The sequence below is a fragment of the Pseudoxanthomonas sp. USHLN014 genome, assembly GCF_037153335.1.
GTDB lineage: Bacteria > Pseudomonadota > Gammaproteobacteria > Xanthomonadales > Xanthomonadaceae > Pseudoxanthomonas_A > Pseudoxanthomonas_A winnipegensis.
Genome location: NZ_JBBCKO010000015.1, coordinates 32,028 through 49,358 on the forward strand (window position 1 = coordinate 32,028; position 17,331 = coordinate 49,358).

A 17,331-nucleotide genomic window follows, 5' to 3' on the forward strand; every position below is an offset into this window, starting at 1 on the left:
ACAATGGATCTGCAGGAACTGGTCAACAACGGCGTGCTGAGTGCGCCCCAGGTGACCGCAACGATCAACAACCTTCCGGCGACGCCGACCCGCCTTGCGCAGATGGGTCTGTTCCAGGAAGAAGGCCTGCTCGGCACGGACGTGCTGTCGGTTGCCATCAACGGGCACACCCTGACGCTGGTGCCGAACGTCCCGCGTGGCGCGCCGGCCCAGCCCAAGACGCTGAAGGCGGGTGAGTTCGAGACCTTCAAGGCCTGCCATCTGCCGCAGCGGTCCAACCTCATGGCGGACACGCTCAAGAAGGCCTTCGCCCCGGATCTGGACCCGTCTCAGGGCACCGCCGAGCGCGTCATCAGCAACCTGCTCCAGGTGCACCGTCGCGACAACGACTACACGATGGAGTATCACCGCCTGGGTGCGCTCAAGGGGCTGATCCTGGACTCGGATGGTTCCGTGATTCTGAACCTCCACGAGAAGTTCAAGGTGGAGCCGATCGAGATCTCGATGGGCCTCAACGTCGCTGGCGCGAAGATGCGGGCAAAGGTGTTGGGTATCAAGCGCGCGATCGAGGATCAGCTCGGCGGCGTGCCGTACACCGGGATCCACGTCTTCACCGGCAGCGACTTCTTCGACAGTTTCACGGGACACGCCTCGGTCGAGAAGGCGTATGACCGGTGGCAGGAGGGCGCGGCGCTGCGCGACGACAACCGCACTGACTTCCGCATGGCAGGCGTGATGTTCGAGGAGCTCTCGGGCGGATTCGGCGCGGGCAAGCCCTACATCGCGTCCGACGAGGCGCTGGCGTTCCCCATCGGCGTGCCGGATCAGTACATCACGCGCTTCGCGCCCGCTGACTACATCGAGACCGTGACTGGCGAAGGTCTGCCGTACTACTCGAAGTCGCATCCGATGGAGTTCAACAAGGGCGTGCAGCTCGAGAGTCAGTCGAACCCCATCAACCTGAATCTGCGGCCGCGCACGGCAATCAGGCTCAAGAAGTAAACCCATGCCCGGCCGGCTCCGGCCGGCCGGGCCAGAGGTCAGCATGTCCAATCGAGAATTTCAGCGGCATCTCGACGAGCAGGTGTTCGTTGCGTTGCCCGAGGGAATGGTCAGTCGCGGCGTGTTGCTGCCGAAGGACGCCCCACCGGATGAGCCCGGCGCGCCGTGCCGCGGCTACGTCAACGTCGACACGCAGACGGTGGGCCCTGCGCAGCAGCGCTCCGCTAGCAACTACGAGATTTCGCTCTTCCTCGCAGATGCCACGCCCAGGCAAGGGATGGTCTACGTCGTGGAGGGTGAGCGCTATGAGCTGCAGAAGCGCCTGGGTCAGGACTTCTCGGTGAGCAGGTGGGCCGCTGTGCTTGCGCCGCAGGTGACGGGCAATGGCTGACCAGGAAGAGCCCGCAAGCTGGCAGCTGCTCGAGTTCTTGAAGCAGCGCGTTCAGCTCATCCAGGGCGCAGGCTTCCGCACGCAGATCGGCGCGGGCGTGATCATTCTCGACGACACCGAGGTGCCAGACGATCCGACTGTCGCCGCCACAATCATCGAGGCAGGAGATGCGTCCGCCACCGGCGGAAGCGGCGTGCACGTGAAGTCCGACATGGACGTCACGATCGAGTACAGCATCCCCCGCGGCCAGGGCACCAAAAATCCGAAGCTGCAGACACACCGCGCTCGCGCGGACCTGATGAAGGTCCTGATCGTGAAGAGCCGCGAGCTGCCGCAGTTCATCTCAACCCTCTCGATCGTCTCTGCCTCGTTGGGCAGCACGGCCGATCAGGAAACCGGCGTCTCTTACGTCATCGCTCAGGTCACGGTGCGGGCCGGCCTGGTCGACATCACGCCTCCCGCCAATTCTTAACAGGAGAACCACACCATGGCAGCCCCCAAGGTCCGCCAGTACGCCGGTGACATCCGCATGTTCCGCAAGGCGCCGGATGGCACGCTCACTCCGGTCATTCCCGAAGCCGCCGACCCCTATGGCAACCAGCCTGTGGAAGCGGACGCGATGTCCTTCAGCTACGAGGCCGGCGACGAGGTCAGCGTCGTCTCGAAGCGCCTGGGCGCCCGCTACAACCAGAAGGTCTACTCGGACGTCCTGCCGGGCGCCGCGTCGATCTCGCTGACCCTGCTCGAAATCCCGACCGCGCTGCTGGCGCGCATCATGTTCGCCGAGCAGGCCGACACGTCGGTGCAGTCGGGCAATGTCGCATCCGTCGCCTACACCATGCCGGCGAGCGGCGCACCGCTGCAGCTGCCGCACCGCTTCATCTCGGCGCTGGTCGTGAAGAAGGGCACCGACACGCTGGAAGCTGGCGTGGACTACGTCGACTCGCCGGATCTGCTGCGCCGCGGCCAGGTCGTGGCCAAGGCCGGCGGTGATCTGGACCCGGCGGACGAGATCACGGTCAGTTACACCCACCCCGCCGTGACCAGCACGCGGTTCCTGGGCGGCGCCGTGCCGACCGAGACCTTCTACATCACCGGCGACATGCAGGACCGCATCAGCTTGGAGCGCGGCGAATTTACCGTGTACGAGGTGAAGCTGACGGTCGATGGCGACGTGGACTGGCTGTCCTCCGAGCCGATCAGCCCGGTGCTCACCGGCGAGGCCGTGGTCGCCGACGGCGCCCCCGCCGCCTACACCTTCGAGGCGTACAGCCAGGCGGCGTAACCAAGGCCCGGCGTTCTGCCGGAGCCCCTGCCGGCGGCGTTCTGCCGCCGGCTCTTCCCCCAATTTTTGGATGATCGATGGCCGAGTTCGGAGCCAGCTCTGTGCGCGCGCGCGCGAACGCCGCGGCGTTGGACCGTATCGCAGCACGCCTCGACGGCGTGAGCGAAGCGAAGATCGCGGCCGCCGACAAGCGCGCGCTGGCGACTGTTCGCCGGCGTGTCGAGCCGATCGTGAAGCGGGCGATTCGCGAGGTCTACAGCGTCCCGGTGCGCGAGCTGTCGGGCAAGTTCCAGGTGCGAACCACCAGCGACGGCGCCGGCGAAGGCCTGGAGCTGTTCGCGGCCACGAAGCGCGTGCCCCTGGTCGAGTTCAACGCACGGTGGAGCGGGCGGAAGAGCGCCGGCGCCCGTGCGTCGATCCTCCGCGGAAAGTCCAAGGTCTACAAGTCGGCGTTCATCGCCACCGTCGGCGGCCGTCGCGAGGTCGTGGCGCGCCAGTTCTCCAACGACAGCAACAGCCCATCCGGTCGCCACCCGCGCTCGCACCTGCAGCGCCTGCGCGGCCCCAGCCCCCTCGAGATGACCAAGGGCCTGGACGGCCAGAACGTCGTGCGCATCGGCGACGAGATCGTGCGCTTCGCCGCGACCGAGCGTGCCCGCCAGCTGCAGCTGGCCAGGAAAGGAAAGATCTGATGGCCACCGGCAGCAACGTGTTCGAGGAAGTCCTGCGGCTGGTCCTGGAGACCCAAGGTCAGGAAGGGCTGGACAGGCTGCGCGTGGCGCTTGCCGAGGTTGGCGACGTCTCCGACGAGACCGTGGCCCAGACCACCAAGCTGATCGACGGCCTGGCCGAGCTCAACCGGAAGGCGGGTGCCGCGGCTGAGTTCGATGCCCTCAGCGAGTCGATCGGGCAGACCGAGGTGCAGCTCGACGAGGCGCAGAAGCGCGCCTATCAGCTGACGCTCGCTCTGGGCGCGACCGAGAAACCCTCCCGCGAGCTGCAGAAGGCCCAGGCCGACGCCAAGGCCGAAGTCGAGCGCCTCGAGAAGGCGTTCGCCGGCCAATGGGCTGGCCTGCTGAAGATCGAGGGCGCGCTCAGCGCCGCCGGCGTCGACACGCGCAACCTTGGCACCCTCCAGCAGGATCTGCGCGCGCAGGTTGCCGACGCGACTGCAGCGGTGGAGCGCCAGGCCAGGGCCGTTAAGGACGAGGCGACCGCGCACGCGCAGCTCAAGCAGCGGCTGGAGGAAGGGGACGAGCAGTTCCGCAAGCAGGCGAAGGCCAGCCGCGACGCCGCCGAGTCGCTGGAGGCGTACCGCGCGCGCGCCGCTGCTGCAGATGCGCAAACCCGGAAGCTGGTCGATTCCAGTCGCATCGTCGATAACACGATGGGGCGCCTGCGGGGCGTGCTCGCGGGCGTGGCCGGCCTGTTCTCGTTCCGCGCGGCTGTCGAGGGAACCAAGAACATCCTCGGCCTGGGCGACGCGGCCGAGATCGCGCGAAAGCGTCTGGACCGGCTCTACGGCGCAGGCAACGGCCAGGCGGCGTTCGACCAGATCCGTCAGCTCGCGCGCGACTCGGGCGCTCAGTTCGACGCGATGCTGCAATCCGCGCTCAAGCTGAAGACCTTCGGCCTCGAGCCGCTGGACGGCACGCTCAAGGGGCTGATCGACCAGAACGCCCTGCTGGGCGGCTCGATGGAGAGCCTTGACGGGATCATCCTGGCCGTTGGCCAGGCCTGGTCCAAGCAGAAGCTGCAGGGCGAGGAGATCATGCAGCTGGTCGAGCGCGGCGTCCCGGTCTGGGACTTGCTGGCCAAGGCCACCGGCAAGAACGTCACCGAGCTGCAGCGACTCTCCTCGGCCGGCCAGCTCGGCAAGGACGTCATCCGCGAGCTGCTCGACGAGATGGCCAAGTCGAGCAGCGGCGCGGCGGCGGACAGCATCAACATGCTGTCCAGGCTGTGGACAGCCTTCGTCGATCGCGTCCAGGGATTCGCGCGCGATATCGCCAGCAGAGGCGCGCTGGACTACTTCAAGCGCCAGCTGAGCGAGATCAGCGCCGCGATCGACGCGATGGCTGCAAGCGGCGACCTGCAGCGCTACGCCAAGCGCGTCTCCGACGCGATCGTGGCCATCGCCGAGGCGATCAAGTCCACGACCATCTTCCTCAGCCAGCACACCACCGCGCTGGTGGCCATTGGCCGGGCCTATGCCGCGCTGAAGCTGGCGAAGTGGGCTGTCGAGCTGAACGCGTTGCGCCAGCGGTGGACGGCATTGGCCGGCGCCGCGTTGGAGTCGGCCGGCGCGTTCGACAAGGCCGCTGGCCGCGCGTCGCGCATGGGCTCGGTGCTGAAAGCAATCCCGACCGATATCAGGATTGCTGTGCTGCTGGTCGGGCTGGACCTGGCCATCGCCGGCGCCAAGAAGCTGGGCGAGGCGCTTGGCGCCACCAGCGAGGCCGCCGAGGAGCTCGGGCGCGTCCAGGAGGCCATGCGCGAGCAGATGCGCAGGGAGGCTCAGGCGCGCGCGGAGCAGGCCGCCCAGTACGCCACTTACCGCGACCAGCTGGTGCTTACGGCCGAGCAGGTCTCCAAGATGTCGGCCGAAGAGGTAGAGGCCTACCGTCAGCGCCTGGATGGCCTGCGCAAGTACCTGGCCGCGCAGTACGGCTACCTCCTCCGGCAGAAAGAGCTCGGCCTGGCCACCCAGGAGCAGCTCGCCCAGCTTGCCCAGCTCCCGGGGCGGCTCAAGGCAGTCCGGGATGGGTTCGACGACGTCGCGGCGGGCGTGAAGCGCGCCGCTGACGCGCTGAAGACCAGCATCAGCCCCGCTGCCCAGAAGATCATCGATCAGCTGCAAGGGATCGACGCAGACGCCAAGAGCGCCGCGGCGTCGATCAAGAAGCTGTTCGATGGGCTGAACTTCGCTGAGGACATCAAGCTCGGTGATGTCGGCCTGGCGCTGGCGAGCATCGCGTCGCAGTCCGCCGGCGCGAACAAGAACGTCCGGGACGGCCTGCTCGCGACCCTCGAACAGCTGACCGGCGACCAGCTCGCACGGTTCCAGGCGGCCGCCACAGCGGCGTTCGACGCGTTCAACACCGCGCCGGCGCAAGCGGCGGCCATCCTGGACAGCACGCTATACGCAGCGCTGGAAAAGCTGGGCGTCTCGGCGGACCGCATGGGCACGCGGTTCACAGTTGCTGGGCGAGATGCCGTCGCGGCTTTCGGTGCGATCGTCGAGAACGCCAACGCGACCAGCCAGCAGGTCGAGGCGGCGTTCAATGCCGCCCTGGGCAAGGTCTCGACGCTGGATGACGCGCGCGCACTGGGCGATGTGCTGCGGTCCGCCGGCGAGCAGGGCAGGATCGGCTTCGACCAGGCGGAAAGGTCGGCCGCCGCGCTCGCCGCCCGCATCAGCGGCATCACCGCCGCGATGGATCCGCTAGCCGACGCCTTCAGCGCGCTGGGCATCCAGTCGCAGGCGGCGCTGAATGCCGCCCGCGATGCGTCGAAGGCCGCGTTCGAGGCCATCCGCCAGGGCGCCGCCAGCGGCAAAGCCAGCGTGGACGACGTGCGTCGCGCTCTGGACGCCTACAGCCGGACTGCGAAGGCGGCCGTCGCGGACAGCGACAGCACTGCCAAGGCGCGCGTGGAAAGCGAGCTGGCTGTGCTGGATGCGATCTACAAGGTCAACGACAACCTCGATGACATGGGGCGCAAGGGGCGCGCCGCCGGCAAGGACATCCGCCAGGGCGCTGACGAAGCTACGGAGGCGCTGGGCCAAACGGCCGCTGCTGCCAGCCAGGCAGCAGCCTCTACGGGCGAAGCCGCCGAGATGAACATCAATGCAGCCGGCGCCATGGCGAAGGCAGGGGCTTCTGCGTCGGCCCTCACCTTCAGCCTAGGCGAGGTGAGTCAGGCGTGGATGGAGGCGTTCGACACGATTGGCAAGAACGCGGTCGCCGGTTCCCCCGTTGTCCAGTGGTTCGCCGACATCACGAACGAGCTGACCCGCCAGCGTGAACAAGTCCGTGGGCTGATCGCCGAACAGCAGCAGCTTCTGGCGAGCTACGACGAGGATGCAAGCCGACGCGAGCAGCTGAAGCAGCAATTCAGCTTTGTCGGCGACAGCGAGATCGAGCAACTCTTGCAGGCCGAAAAGCAGGTCAAGGCCGCGGAGGAGGCTCGCATTCAGCGCAAGCGACAGGATGCCGAGGCGCAGAACCAGGCGGACCTGAAACGCATCGAGGCCGCCAAGGAGCTGGCTAAGGCCGAGGGTGACGCGAGCGCGGGGGTTTCCGGCGGCGAGCAAACGCTCGTCATCGACTGGCGAGCGCCCAGCCGCGCCACCGCCGCAAGCGTCACCGCCGCTGAGGCCGAACAGGCCGATCGGATCGCCGATCTGGTCGCTCCGCGGGTGCTCAGGAAGCTGCAGCAGAGCAAAGCAATCAGCAACGTCCGGATCAGGCCACGATGAGCGAAGAGATCACCCTCGGCGGCGTCACGCTCTCCGCCGATCTGGATTGGACCGACGAGTTCACCGCCTGGCGCGTCGGGCAGAACGTGCGCACCAGCCTGACCGGCGCGCAGATCATCCAGGAGGCGGCGCTGCAATCCGGGCGACCAATCACCCTGGAATCTGGCCAGGACGCTGGCGGGAGCTACTACGGCGTGCTCACGCTGGCGCAGGTGCGCGCGCTGCAGGCGCTGGAGCAGGTCCCCGGCTCGGCGCCGATGTTGCTCACCATGCCGGCGCACAACTCTGGTGACCGCTCCTTCGACGTGATCTGGCGCCGGACCGATGGCGCCGCGATCGAGGCGAGGCAGATCCAGCGCCGCTGGCCACAGCTCGATGACGACTTCTACACCGTAACCCTCCGCCTGATGACGGCCTGACCCATGACGATCACTGCACTAGACATCAAGCTGCGCCAATCGCAGCGCCTGACCGACAACGCTGACGGCGGCGGCCGGATGGTCGCTACCGAGATCGTCGATGGCCAGATGAACAACCTGTTCCCCGACATCGGCGACGAAGAGCGCACGACCGGCCGCACCACGCTGCGCAAGATGTTTGTCCACGTGGACACGCCGACCACGGACGTGCTGAAGGACGCGATCGGCATCATCGTCAACCCGCCGACCGATAGCCACGTGAACATGTGCATGTTCGCGACCGGCAGCTACAGCGACGTGCGCAGCGACGCGCGCGATGTAGTCGAGCGCTACATCACCAAGGGCGTGGAGAGCCGCTTCGTGCTGATGGGCGACCACTTCGTGGGCCAGCAGACGATCAGCGTCTATGCGCAGTCCGACGCTCCGACCCCGGACGTCAACGACAATCTTGCCCTATCCTCCTCGCCTGACCAAGGCGGGGCAGAGCAGTACATCAGGGTGAAGTCGCTGCTGTCACGCACGACCGAGACCTTCTACGACGACGCGGGTGCTTTCGAGCGCGATGTTCTCGTGATCGAGCTGGTTACGGCGCTTTTACACAACTTCTTTGGACAGGAGCCCGCCCGGCTTACCGGCAAGAAGCCGGCGACCCTCGTCTACACCACCAACACGGTCGACGCCGCCAGCTACTACAGCGTCAAGTCGCTGGCGCAGGCGGCTGAACCCGGGGATCTGACAGTACAAGTTGGCTCGCCGTACGTTCCGATCGTGCCGGCGACGACGGCTGAAACCCCGGTCGTGGACGTCCTAGCCGGCATGGGCACGATCAGCTACGTCCAGGCGGGGCCCACCGACAGCCTAGCGGACAACTTCTACGGCACTTTCGCACCGGGCATTGGGCAGACCCGATTCCTCGGCAACCCGGTCGTGCGCGGTAGCGTCAAGGTGACGGCCGGCTCAGTGCAGCTCACCGACGACGGTAGCGGCAACCTGCAGTCCGCAGCTGTGTCCCCCTGGGGCGGTTCGATTGACTACATGACAGGCAGCGTCACGATCTCGCATAGCACGGGCGCCGGGCAATCGATTTCCATCATTGCGACCCCGGCCGGACCTGTCAGCGACCAGGGCTATACAGTCAAGACGGACATCACATCCAACAATCAGGGCTACAACTACGTGCTGCAGCTGCGGCCGCTGCCAGCGCCAGGGACTGTGACGATCGACTATCGCGCCTTGGGCAAGTGGATCCGGCTCACCGACAACGGCACGGGCCAGATCGTTGGCAACGCGGGGCAGGGCGCCGGCACGGTCAACTACACCACCGGTTCTGTCGTGGTCACCCTGGGCGCGCTGCCGGATCTCGACAGCCCGCTGCTGTGCAACTTCGGCACCGGGGTCATCGCCACCGCTCGCGCCGGCGACACTGACATCAAGGCGCCTTCGTTGAGCTTTCTGCTGTCTAATCCTCCCAAGCCCGGAACGCTCTCGATCGCGTTCCAGGCGGGCGGGAGCCTGGTCACGGCGTCTGACGACGGCGCGGGCTCGCTGATAATCGGAGGCGTCGCCCGCGGGACCGTGGTGTACGCGACGGGGGAGGTCGCCATCAGACCGGTCACGTTGCCCGACTCCAACTCGACACTGCAGTGCGAATACAACTGGGCGGCCGCGTTGACCACAAGCACGATGCCGGCGCCGGACGGGAACGGCGTGGTGTCCTTCAGCCTCCCAACCGTTCCGGTTGGCGCCGGGAGCCTGCATCTCGAATGGCTTACTAGCATCGTGCCCGCGGACGAAGGCTTGGGCTCCGGTTCGTTAGCCGCGCGCGTCGTGGCCAAGGACGACGGGGCAGGTAATATCGTCGCGCTCAGCGCTGGCGGCCAGGTCCTGAGCGTAACTCTTGGCACCGTGGACTATGCGTCCGGCGCGGTGACACTCAAAGCCGGCGACATCAGCATTCCCAGCTTTCCCGTGCCCATCTACGAGTTGGCGTTCAACGGCAGGTATCGCTACGTCCGCACCCAGCGCAACCCGGTGGTCGCGCGGTTCTCGGCTGGGACACTGATATCGACGCAGTGGCAACAGGGTGGATCGTCATCCACAGCGGCGAGCGAGGAGTTCACCCTCCCGCCGGTCACGCTGGATCTGACGCCGGCGATCAGCGACACCATCGTGCCGGGCAGCGTGCGCTTCGTGTTCCGGGGGCGCACGTACGTGGATCGGTCCGGCTCGCTGTATTACGACGTCGATCCCGCCACCGGCGCCGGCACCTTCGCGGGCACGCTGGATTACGAGAGCGGACTGGCCACCGTGAGTCAATGGGCTCCCGGCGGCGCCAACAGCGTGACCGTCAGCGCGCTGCTGACGCGCGTTTTCGATCCTGGGATTTCCGATATCTCCTTCCGCACAACGGGTGCTCCGCTGCGCGCCGGCGCTTTCACTCTCCGGGCGACGACGCTAAACGGCGAGCAGACCACCGCGACCGCAGACGTCAACGGCGATGTGACGGGCGACTTCGTGCGCGGCGCTGTCGATTGGGAGAGCGGCGCAGTGGACCTACGCTTCGGTCGGTACGTGGCTGCCGCGGGCAATGAGAACGAGCCCTGGTACAGCGCCGACAACGTCGTCGGCAACCAGGTGTGGAAGCCATACTTTGTCATCGCCAGCACCATCTACTTCGGGACCGTGGTCTACCGCTCGATCCCCCTGTCGTCTGTCGTGATCGGCCTGGACAGCATCCGCTTGCCGAGCGACGGACGCGTGCCGGCTTTCAAGCCTGGGCAGACTGTTTTGGTCCATCACACTGCACAGCACGACGTAGCGACCCCCACTGCGGGGCAAGTGATCGACTTCGGGAGGTCTGGCATCGCGCAGTCTGAGGTGCGCGACAGCTCTGGGGTACCGATCGACGGTGTCTGGTACACCCAGGACTTGGATGCCGGCAGATTGACCTTTAGCGATCCTCTGAATCTGGCCGCTTACCAGCTGCCGGTGGTGATCCGAGAGCGAGTTGAGGACCGCCGTCTCGTGGCCGGTGTGCAGATCACGGGCGAGATCCAGCTCAACAGTGGGCTCACGCATCACTATCCGGCCGGGGAGGCTCTAGTGAGCACCGCGCTGCGCCTTGGCGAGGCCAACGGGAGCCTGGATCTTCAGGCACGCGTCGAAAACCTCTTTGACCAAGGCAACTGGGCAAATGGTTGGAGCGATCAGCTAGACGGAGCATCCGCGGCCGGTACCTACAACGACACCGACTACCCCTTACTCGTGACAAATGCTGATGCAATCACCGAGAGGTGGGCGATTCGCTTCACAAGCGCGACACAGTTCGAGGTGATCGGCGAGACGGTCGGCACGATAGCGAACGGAAGTACCACTGCCGACTGCGTACCAGTCAATCCTCGTACAGGGGAGCCTTACTTCACAATTCGTCGAGAGGGCTGGGGCGGCGGTTGGTCCGTCGGCAACGCGGTTAGGTTCAACACAATTGGTGGATTGGCGCCAATCTGGATGGTTCGCACAACGCTGCCAGGACTTCCGGAACAAATGACCGACTCATTTCGCTTTCAGGTGATCGGGAACATCGCAGGAGGCGCACAGTGAGTCTGATGCCCACCATCTACTCGAGCACGGACGGGGGTTCGCCGGCGCTGACGGGCCAGCCCGGCTCACTGGCCGCGCTGCTGGACGCGTGCCTGGTGAGCGGGTATGGCGCGGGTTCTTCGGCCAAGGCGCCGTTGGGCTGGACTCGTAGTTTCACGGGTGGCAACGTGCGCGTCTATCGCAACGAACCAGTGGCTGGCTCGGGGTACTCGCTCCGTGTCGACGACAGCGGCGTGATCGGCAACGCGCGGCACGCCTTCCTGCGGGCCTACGAAACGATGAGCGGCCTCGACACGGGCGTCGGCCCGACGCCACTGGCAGCTGACCGAACAGATGGGTGCCTGTGGCCGAAATCCACCGAAGTGTCAACCGCCGCGCGTGCCTGGTGGCTGATCGGCAACGACCGGTGCTTTTACTTGTTCGTCGCCATCGATGGCTCCTCGATCGATCAGGCCGTGCCGTACTTCGCTGGTGATATCGACTCACAGATGCCCTCGGATCAGCATTGCTTCGTTGTGTCGGATAGCGGTTTGCAGACGTACGACGGATCCATCTCGGCCAATGTCTCTGCCCTGATGACGTTCCCAGCAAACGGGTACGCGGCTGCGTATCCGGCCGTTCTCCCGGCCGGATTCATCGGCCGGCGCCATGATCGCGTCGTCGGTGCGGTCGCGATCGACGGCAGATCTTGCCCTCTGCAGCAATCGAATGCTGGAACGTGGGGCGGGAGCGGCGTGCCGTATCCACACCCAGTAAACGGCGGCATGCTGTTGGCGCGCGGGCAGGTGTGCGATCTGGGCGGCATCGGCCCGCGGGGGCATATGCCTGGACTCTACGTGCCTCAGCACGATCATCCGCTGATGGACCTGCAGACGATCGGAGGGCTGACAGTCATTCCCGGGGCAACCCTGGTCGCCAAGTCGTTCAGGACAGGGCGACTGTCCTCACCCTCGAATGGGCAGGTACTGTTTCTGGTCGATGGAGAATGGGTGTGATCATTGGTCTGCTTTCCCAGCGGAGCGTGGAATGGCTCGGAGACGGCTTCGTCGCCGGCGAGGCCCCAGCTGATGCAGAGAGCCCGGACGGCCGTTTTCGGATACTCAACGTGCCTTCCCGTGGTCGCATCGTCGTGTTGGACCGGTCAAGCCTGAGTGTTGTGGCCGCTACCCTGAGCGCTGCAGATGGAACGTGGCGGATCGCCGGCTTGGATCGCACCCGCCGTTATGTCGTAGCTGGGTTCGATGACCGTGGCACGACCAATATGGCAAGCCAGGACTGGATCGAGCCTGCTGAGGTGACTGATCCGCGCCAACCGCTGCAGCTGCGAGGACTCCTGCCCAGCGCCGCAGTAATCGGCGCGGCATACGCGGGGACACTGGTGTCTTCCGGTGCGTTCGGCCCGGTTGTGTGGTCGGTCTCGGGCCTTCCTGAAGGTCTTCAGGCGTCAGCCACTGACGCGGTGCTCCGCATCTCTGGCGTTGCCACGGCGGTCGCCGCCGCAGCTGTGCATGTCACCGCGCTCGACGGCGCTGGCAGGACAGTCTCACAGACCTATCCAGTGGCGTCGGTGCCCGACACGCCTCCGTGGGACGCCACTACGGTCCCGGCCGGCGTGGCGATCAGCGGCGATGGGTATGTACTCGCCAGCACCAGCAACGGAACCTCCTACAAGACTCGCAAGGTGTATAGCCAGGGACAACACGCCACCGGCCGCTACGCCATCCGCTTCCGGATTTCAGCCCGTGATGGCAACGGCAACGCGGGTGGAGTGGGCCTCCTAGCAGGAGAGAGCGAGCAAGACTTGAGCTGGTCGAACACCTCCTATTCGCTCTGGATCGAGCGAGGGCGCCTGCTGGCGTATCGCAACGCGATCGCGACCGACATCGGTCCGGCGCCGACGGGGACCGATACCGTCGAGGGCATGATCGAGATCGACCTAGCCGCACAGAAGGTATGGATCGGATTCAACGGATGGTGGTACGGCGATGGAGATCCGGCAGCTGGCGTGAATCCGACCTTCAGCGGTGATTTCGGGGGCGAACCATACCGCCTCGTCACCGATTTCTATTATGCCGGCATCGTCCGCCTGTTGCGCCCCCAGGAGGTCGCCTTCGGCGCGACGCCAGGGTTCGTCCTTGGTTGGCCGGATTGATGGCAGGGGCCACGATCCAACTCAACCTGGGGCCGTTGCCTTCATCCGGCTCGCGATGGGTCGGCCTCAATCTTGGAGTCAATTGGGACAGTGGCGGAGGTGGTGACCCGGATCCGGAGCCGATTAGCAGAGGTGTTCGGGCATCAATCTCAGCATCCTGGTCGAAAACCGCAGAACTTTCCTCTCGCGTGGGGACCGCGTGGCGACAAGCTGGACGAGTAACCCAGCGAGCATCATCGGCATGGGGTTTCGCGGTCAGGCTCGATGCATCGGAGACCTTGAAATGGGATCTGGCGCCAAAGCTGGAGCATCAGGCGGCGGCGACCTGGGCCGGCAGCATGCGCATTCTCGGGATTGCCTGGTCCAGCGGTTTCGTGACGCTGCCAAACGGGAGGCGATCAGCGCGTTATTTTTGGAGCCAGGCGCTTGCTCTGACATCTCACCCCATCGCCACGCCTTGGCTGGCTGAAGAGCTGACGCAGCGATCTGGTCGCGCCGCCTGGATGGGGGCGCCGACAGTTTGGATGAAAGCGAGGGAGGCGAGATGGAGGGCTCTTCCTAATTCTCGGTGGCAGGCGCGCTTTCCTTGGGGCAAAGCGCGACCAGTTCCGTGGATCGTAGTTCCTGAGAAGCCACCGGTGCCCGAGCCTCCTGCGGATCCATTCCCTGCGGGCAACGTCGTCGGGCTTTCTCTCGCGTGCACCCCGATTCGCATCGCCGGCGTCGCCCCTCTCAACCTTGGCGTGACCGCCTGTTATGCCGCACGGCCACATCGGAAGACCTATATCGTGCTCAATACTATCAACGTGGTTCGCTTACCCGATCGCACACCGATCGAAGTCGAGTCGATCAGTATCGCCGGCGACAAGCAATCGTGGGGCTACTCCCTGCAGCTGACGCTCGCAGATCCGTCGCAGCTCTCGCTGCTCAAGCCTACTGCGGCGGGCCCGCGGCAGCTCGAGGTGGCGATCAACGGCTACCTCTGGACCTTCCTTGCCGAAAGCTACGCCGTGAACCGCGAGTGGGGCGGCGGCGGCGTTTCGGTCACCGGGCGCAGCCGCACCGCGCTGCTGGCGGCGCCCTATGCGCCGGCGCGGGCAAAGGCAACGACGCAGGCCTGGTCCATGGCGCAGCTGGCGGCCCAGGAAGTCCAGGACACCGGCTACCAAGTCACCTACGACACGGTGGACTGGCAGGTGCCGGCCGGGGCCTGGTACTACGACGGCCTGGCGCCACTTGACGCGCTCACGCGGCTGGCCGAGGCGAGCGGGGCCGTGGTCCAGTCCGACCCGGCCGAACTGGAGCTGCGCATCAGCGCCGGCTACCCGGTGAGTCCTTGGGCCTGGCCCACCACCGTGCCGGCGGCGATCGTGCAGGACGACATCGTTCTTGCCACCAGTCTTCAAGTCCGTAGCGTGCCGCAGTACGACGCGGTCGTCGTGACCGGCGAGCTGCAGGGAAAGGGTGTCACTGCCGTGGTCCGGCGCGCAGGCGAGGGCGGAACCCTGTTCGCGCCGCAGGCGAGCGATCAGCTGATCAATGTCGCGGCCGCGGCGAGCGAGCGCGGGCGGAACATCCTGTGCGATCGCGGCGAGCAAGCCAGCATCGACCACACGCTGCCGCTGTTCCCGGCTGGCTCGCCGGCCGGCCAGACCGGGCGCGTCCTGCCCCTGGACCTGGTCGAAGTGCGTGAGGCTGAGGGAACGTGGCAGGGCCTGTGCACCGCAATCAGCATCTCCGCGCGCCGCGACGACAAGGCAGTGGTCGTCGAGCAAACGCTCACGATCGAGAGGCATTACACCGATGCGAACTGATCTCTGGAGCCAGTTCGGCGACCTGGTGGCTGGCAGCCCGCGCTTGCTGGCCACCGTGACGGCGCACAACTCCGACGGCACCAGCAGCCTGACGACGGCCGAGGGCGCGCAGATCAGGTCGCGCGGGCAGCTGGGCGGCGTGATTCCCTACAACGTCTGGGTCCAGGATGGGCGCGTGGTCGAAACGGCGCCGAACCTGCCTATCGTCCAGCTCACCGTCTAGCGGTCTCGGACAGCCGCACTCGCCGCGCCATTCGGAATCGTCCTACACGCCGGAGCGGCGCAATCTGATCGCTGCGGTGCCGCGCGCCGGCGATGCTGGCCAGGCCCTCCCGGCAGCACGCCTTCGCACCGGCAACGGATGCCGCTCTGCACGACCAGTTGGCGCGGCCTTAAGCAAGCCGCTTAGCTATGCCGGGAGGGCAGCTTCATTCGTCCGGCGGCAACAGCTCGTTGGCCTCGAGCATCGCGTTGAGCCGGCCATCTAGGTGTGCGATGTCGGCGGGCGCGGTCACGTCGCGAATGGGCTCGGCGCGCCCGGCGAAGGCCTCCATTACGCAGTCGGCCTCCTCAGTCGCGATGATCTGAGGAAGATCAGCCTCGAGCTGGTCAAGGAGGGCGTCTGCCAGGGCGGGCGGGATCACGACCGGATTGCGGTTGTGCAGCGCTGCTGCTGGGCCGGCCGCCTCCTGGGTGACGATGGTGTAGGTCAGCTTCGCGTCCTCGTCCTGGCCCCAGCGCTCCCAGAGGCCCGCGAACAGCATCACCGGCTGGTCGGGCAGGTAGATGAAGTGCGGCCGCTTCTCCGACTTGTCGTTGCTCGGGTCCAGCTTCTGCCATTCGTAGTACCCGCTCGCCGGCACCAGACAGCGGCGCTTGGCGAAGGGGCCGCGGAAGATCCTCGACGTCGCGGCCGTCTCCGCGCGCGCATTGATCGTGCTGAAGCCGGATTTGCCGTCCTTGGACCAGGGCGGCACCAGGCCCCAGACCATCTGACCCGCCTTGGCGCCCTCGGCGCCGTCGGTTGCTAGCACCCAGCCGCGCTGGGTCGGGGCAAGGTTGAACTGCGGGGTCGGGTCAGCGTCCGGAAGCGCCAGCGGCATATCTGCGAGCGCCAGCGCGATCTGGGCCCAGTCGAAGTTGACCACGTAGCGGCCGCACATCAGCGCTCGTCCTCCGGACGCCAGTCGTAGGGGTAATCCTCGGTCGCCTGGCTCTCGGCCGCCTCGACGTCAAGCGCGTGCAGCTCTGCATCGGTCAGCTGGCGCCACTGGCCGGCAGGGTAGGTGAAGGCCTGGGGCGCGACGCCGTCGGCTTCGACCAGGTACAGGAGGCTCCCATCGTTCTGCTCCCAGGCGGACTCCCTGACCGCCTGCGGGCTGAGCAGCCCTTTGCCGTACCGGGCGCGGCCTATCGCTAGGTTCACCTGGGCGTTCAGGTCCACTTCCAGCGGGAAGACCCGCTCGACCGGGATGGGCATGCCGCGGGGGCGCGTCTGGCTCATCCCGTGACCCTATCATCGCGGCATCCGGCGGAATGCGAAGCCGGCGTGACTGCCACGGCCGGCCGAAGATCAAGCCGGCGTCTCAACGATCTGCGACACGCCCCCGTTAATCTCGGCCCATGGAACTGGAGCCTGCAGAGCCGATCTGGATCAAGACCGCGGAGCGCGCGCAGTTGCGGTACCGCCATGCGCCGCTTGCCGACTACGAGGTCCACCCCGATCACGTCGCCGTGACCACCCGGTCGTACAGCACTGGGTTCAGACCGACGTTGCGCTTCGCTTCCGAGGAGGTCGCGCGCCGCTACATCCTCGCCTGGATGAAGAAGTGGGGTGAACGCGCGATGGCGGACATTGACGCCCAGGCCATGGAGGGCCTGCGTGCCCAAGAGGCACGGCTGGCTGAACGTCCACCCCTCGACTTCACGGTGCCGAAGCGGCCCCTCCGGAGGCCGCGACGGGGGTGATGGAGCAGCCGTCAGCGACCGGCGATGGCTGCGCGAGCACGTGCGCCGCTCCACCCTATTGGCATGTATGTCATTGTTCTATAAGGTGTCGCTTAGGCCATTTTGGGCGAGGCGAAATCGACTGGATTTCGCTAAAAATCAATGACATAAGCCAGATTAGGCCACTGCCTGGGGGGCAGAGGGTCGTCGGTTCAAATCCGGCCGTCCCGACCAATCGCAG

At 66.2% G+C, this 17,331-nt stretch carries 15 protein-coding genes; 13 read left to right on the forward strand and 2 right to left on the reverse strand.

Features of this window, described 5'->3' with window-relative positions; genetic code table 11:
• The first annotated feature begins 3 nt into the window (after nt 1-3).
• From WFQ05_RS19615 to WFQ05_RS19670, 12 genes are all read left to right on the forward strand, one after another.
• Nucleotides 4-1,002 carry a major capsid protein gene (locus WFQ05_RS19615; protein WP_337055042.1) on the forward strand — a complete coding sequence of 333 codons (999 nt, stop codon included), beginning with the start codon at nt 4-6 and terminating at the stop codon, nt 1,000-1,002.
• A gap of 4 nt (nt 1,003-1,006) precedes the next feature.
• On the forward strand, nt 1,007-1,393 hold the full coding sequence (locus WFQ05_RS19620) for a hypothetical protein (RefSeq protein ID WP_337055044.1): 387 nt from the start codon (nt 1,007-1,009) through the stop codon (nt 1,391-1,393).
• Nucleotides 1,386-1,865 carry a hypothetical protein gene (locus WFQ05_RS19625; protein ID WP_337055046.1) on the forward strand — a complete coding sequence of 160 codons (480 nt, stop codon included), beginning with the start codon at nt 1,386-1,388 and terminating at the stop codon, nt 1,863-1,865. Before WFQ05_RS19620 ends, WFQ05_RS19625 begins: the two co-directional genes overlap by 8 nt.
• A 15-nt stretch (nt 1,866-1,880) precedes the next feature.
• Nucleotides 1,881-2,678: a hypothetical protein gene (locus tag WFQ05_RS19630; RefSeq protein WP_337055048.1), complete on the forward strand. Its 798-nt coding sequence runs from the start codon at nt 1,881-1,883 to the stop codon at nt 2,676-2,678.
• A 77-nt stretch (nt 2,679-2,755) separates the two neighbouring features.
• Complete coding sequence (locus tag WFQ05_RS19635) at nt 2,756-3,370, forward strand: hypothetical protein (protein ID WP_337055049.1); 615 nt, start codon at nt 2,756-2,758, stop codon at nt 3,368-3,370.
• On the forward strand, nt 3,370-7,158 hold the full coding sequence (locus WFQ05_RS19640) for a tape measure protein (RefSeq protein ID WP_337055051.1): 3,789 nt from the start codon (nt 3,370-3,372) through the stop codon (nt 7,156-7,158). The genes WFQ05_RS19635 and WFQ05_RS19640 overlap by 1 nt, the downstream gene beginning before the upstream one ends.
• Nucleotides 7,155-7,577 carry a hypothetical protein gene (locus tag WFQ05_RS19645; RefSeq protein ID WP_130534480.1) on the forward strand — a complete coding sequence of 141 codons (423 nt, stop codon included), beginning with the start codon at nt 7,155-7,157 and terminating at the stop codon, nt 7,575-7,577. The genes WFQ05_RS19640 and WFQ05_RS19645 overlap by 4 nt, the downstream gene beginning before the upstream one ends.
• A gap of 3 nt (nt 7,578-7,580) precedes the next feature.
• On the forward strand, nt 7,581-11,177 hold the full coding sequence (locus WFQ05_RS19650) for a hypothetical protein (protein WP_337055054.1): 3,597 nt from the start codon (nt 7,581-7,583) through the stop codon (nt 11,175-11,177).
• Nucleotides 11,174-12,172, forward strand: coding sequence for a hypothetical protein (locus WFQ05_RS19655; RefSeq protein WP_337055056.1), 999 nt, complete (start codon nt 11,174-11,176; stop codon nt 12,170-12,172). Before WFQ05_RS19650 ends, WFQ05_RS19655 begins: the two co-directional genes overlap by 4 nt.
• The gene (locus WFQ05_RS19660) at nt 12,163-13,329 is read left to right on the forward strand and encodes a hypothetical protein (protein WP_337055058.1); all 1,167 of its coding nucleotides are present in this window, start codon (nt 12,163-12,165) and stop codon (nt 13,327-13,329) included. The genes WFQ05_RS19655 and WFQ05_RS19660 overlap by 10 nt, the downstream gene beginning before the upstream one ends.
• A gap of 638 nt (nt 13,330-13,967) precedes the next feature.
• Nucleotides 13,968-15,143, forward strand: a complete 1,176-nt coding sequence (locus WFQ05_RS19665) for a hypothetical protein (protein ID WP_337055060.1) — start codon at nt 13,968-13,970, stop codon at nt 15,141-15,143.
• On the forward strand, nt 15,133-15,366 hold the full coding sequence (locus WFQ05_RS19670; protein ID WP_337055062.1) for a hypothetical protein: 234 nt from the start codon (nt 15,133-15,135) through the stop codon (nt 15,364-15,366). The genes WFQ05_RS19665 and WFQ05_RS19670 overlap by 11 nt, the downstream gene beginning before the upstream one ends.
• 205 nt (nt 15,367-15,571) lie before the next feature.
• Here the strand turns inward: WFQ05_RS19670 and WFQ05_RS19675 are convergent, their stop codons facing one another.
• Together WFQ05_RS19675 and WFQ05_RS19680 are read right to left on the reverse strand one after the other, a co-directional pair.
• Nucleotides 15,572-16,306 carry an SOS response-associated peptidase gene (locus WFQ05_RS19675; protein ID WP_337055064.1) on the reverse strand — a complete coding sequence of 245 codons (735 nt, stop codon included), beginning with the start codon at nt 16,304-16,306 and terminating at the stop codon, nt 15,572-15,574.
• Nucleotides 16,306-16,647, reverse strand: coding sequence for a hypothetical protein (locus WFQ05_RS19680; protein ID WP_337055066.1), 342 nt, complete (start codon nt 16,645-16,647; stop codon nt 16,306-16,308). Before WFQ05_RS19680 ends, WFQ05_RS19675 begins: the two co-directional genes overlap by 1 nt.
• Nucleotides 16,648-16,766: 119 nt before the next feature.
• Here WFQ05_RS19680 and WFQ05_RS19685 point away from each other — a divergent pair, with 119 nt between their 5' ends.
• Complete coding sequence (locus WFQ05_RS19685; protein WP_337055068.1) at nt 16,767-17,111, forward strand: hypothetical protein; 345 nt, start codon at nt 16,767-16,769, stop codon at nt 17,109-17,111.
• Nucleotides 17,112-17,331: the final 220 nt, after the last annotated feature.

What these genes read in the sequence shown, in the direction of transcription:
- WFQ05_RS19615 (WP_337055042.1), top strand. Translation starts at nt 4, where the DNA reads ATGGATCTGCAGGAACTGGTCAACAACGGCGTGCTGAGTGCGCCCCAG.
- WFQ05_RS19620 (WP_337055044.1), top strand. Translation starts at nt 1,007, where the DNA reads ATGCCCGGCCGGCTCCGGCCGGCCGGGCCAGAGGTCAGCATGTCCAAT.
- WFQ05_RS19625 (WP_337055046.1), top strand. Translation starts at nt 1,386, where the DNA reads ATGGCTGACCAGGAAGAGCCCGCAAGCTGGCAGCTGCTCGAGTTCTTG.
- WFQ05_RS19630 (WP_337055048.1), top strand. Translation starts at nt 1,881, where the DNA reads ATGGCAGCCCCCAAGGTCCGCCAGTACGCCGGTGACATCCGCATGTTC.
- WFQ05_RS19635 (WP_337055049.1), top strand. Translation starts at nt 2,756, where the DNA reads ATGGCCGAGTTCGGAGCCAGCTCTGTGCGCGCGCGCGCGAACGCCGCG.
- WFQ05_RS19640 (WP_337055051.1), top strand. Translation starts at nt 3,370, where the DNA reads ATGGCCACCGGCAGCAACGTGTTCGAGGAAGTCCTGCGGCTGGTCCTG.
- WFQ05_RS19645 (WP_130534480.1), top strand. Translation starts at nt 7,155, where the DNA reads ATGAGCGAAGAGATCACCCTCGGCGGCGTCACGCTCTCCGCCGATCTG.
- WFQ05_RS19650 (WP_337055054.1), top strand. Translation starts at nt 7,581, where the DNA reads ATGACGATCACTGCACTAGACATCAAGCTGCGCCAATCGCAGCGCCTG.
- WFQ05_RS19660 (WP_337055058.1), top strand. Translation starts at nt 12,163, where the DNA reads ATGGGTGTGATCATTGGTCTGCTTTCCCAGCGGAGCGTGGAATGGCTC.
- WFQ05_RS19670 (WP_337055062.1), top strand. Translation starts at nt 15,133, where the DNA reads ATGCGAACTGATCTCTGGAGCCAGTTCGGCGACCTGGTGGCTGGCAGC.
- WFQ05_RS19675 (WP_337055064.1), bottom strand. Translation starts at nt 16,306, where the DNA reads ATGTGCGGCCGCTACGTGGTCAACTTCGACTGGGCCCAGATCGCGCTG.
- WFQ05_RS19680 (WP_337055066.1), bottom strand. Translation starts at nt 16,647, where the DNA reads ATGAGCCAGACGCGCCCCCGCGGCATGCCCATCCCGGTCGAGCGGGTC.
- WFQ05_RS19685 (WP_337055068.1), top strand. Translation starts at nt 16,767, where the DNA reads ATGGAACTGGAGCCTGCAGAGCCGATCTGGATCAAGACCGCGGAGCGC.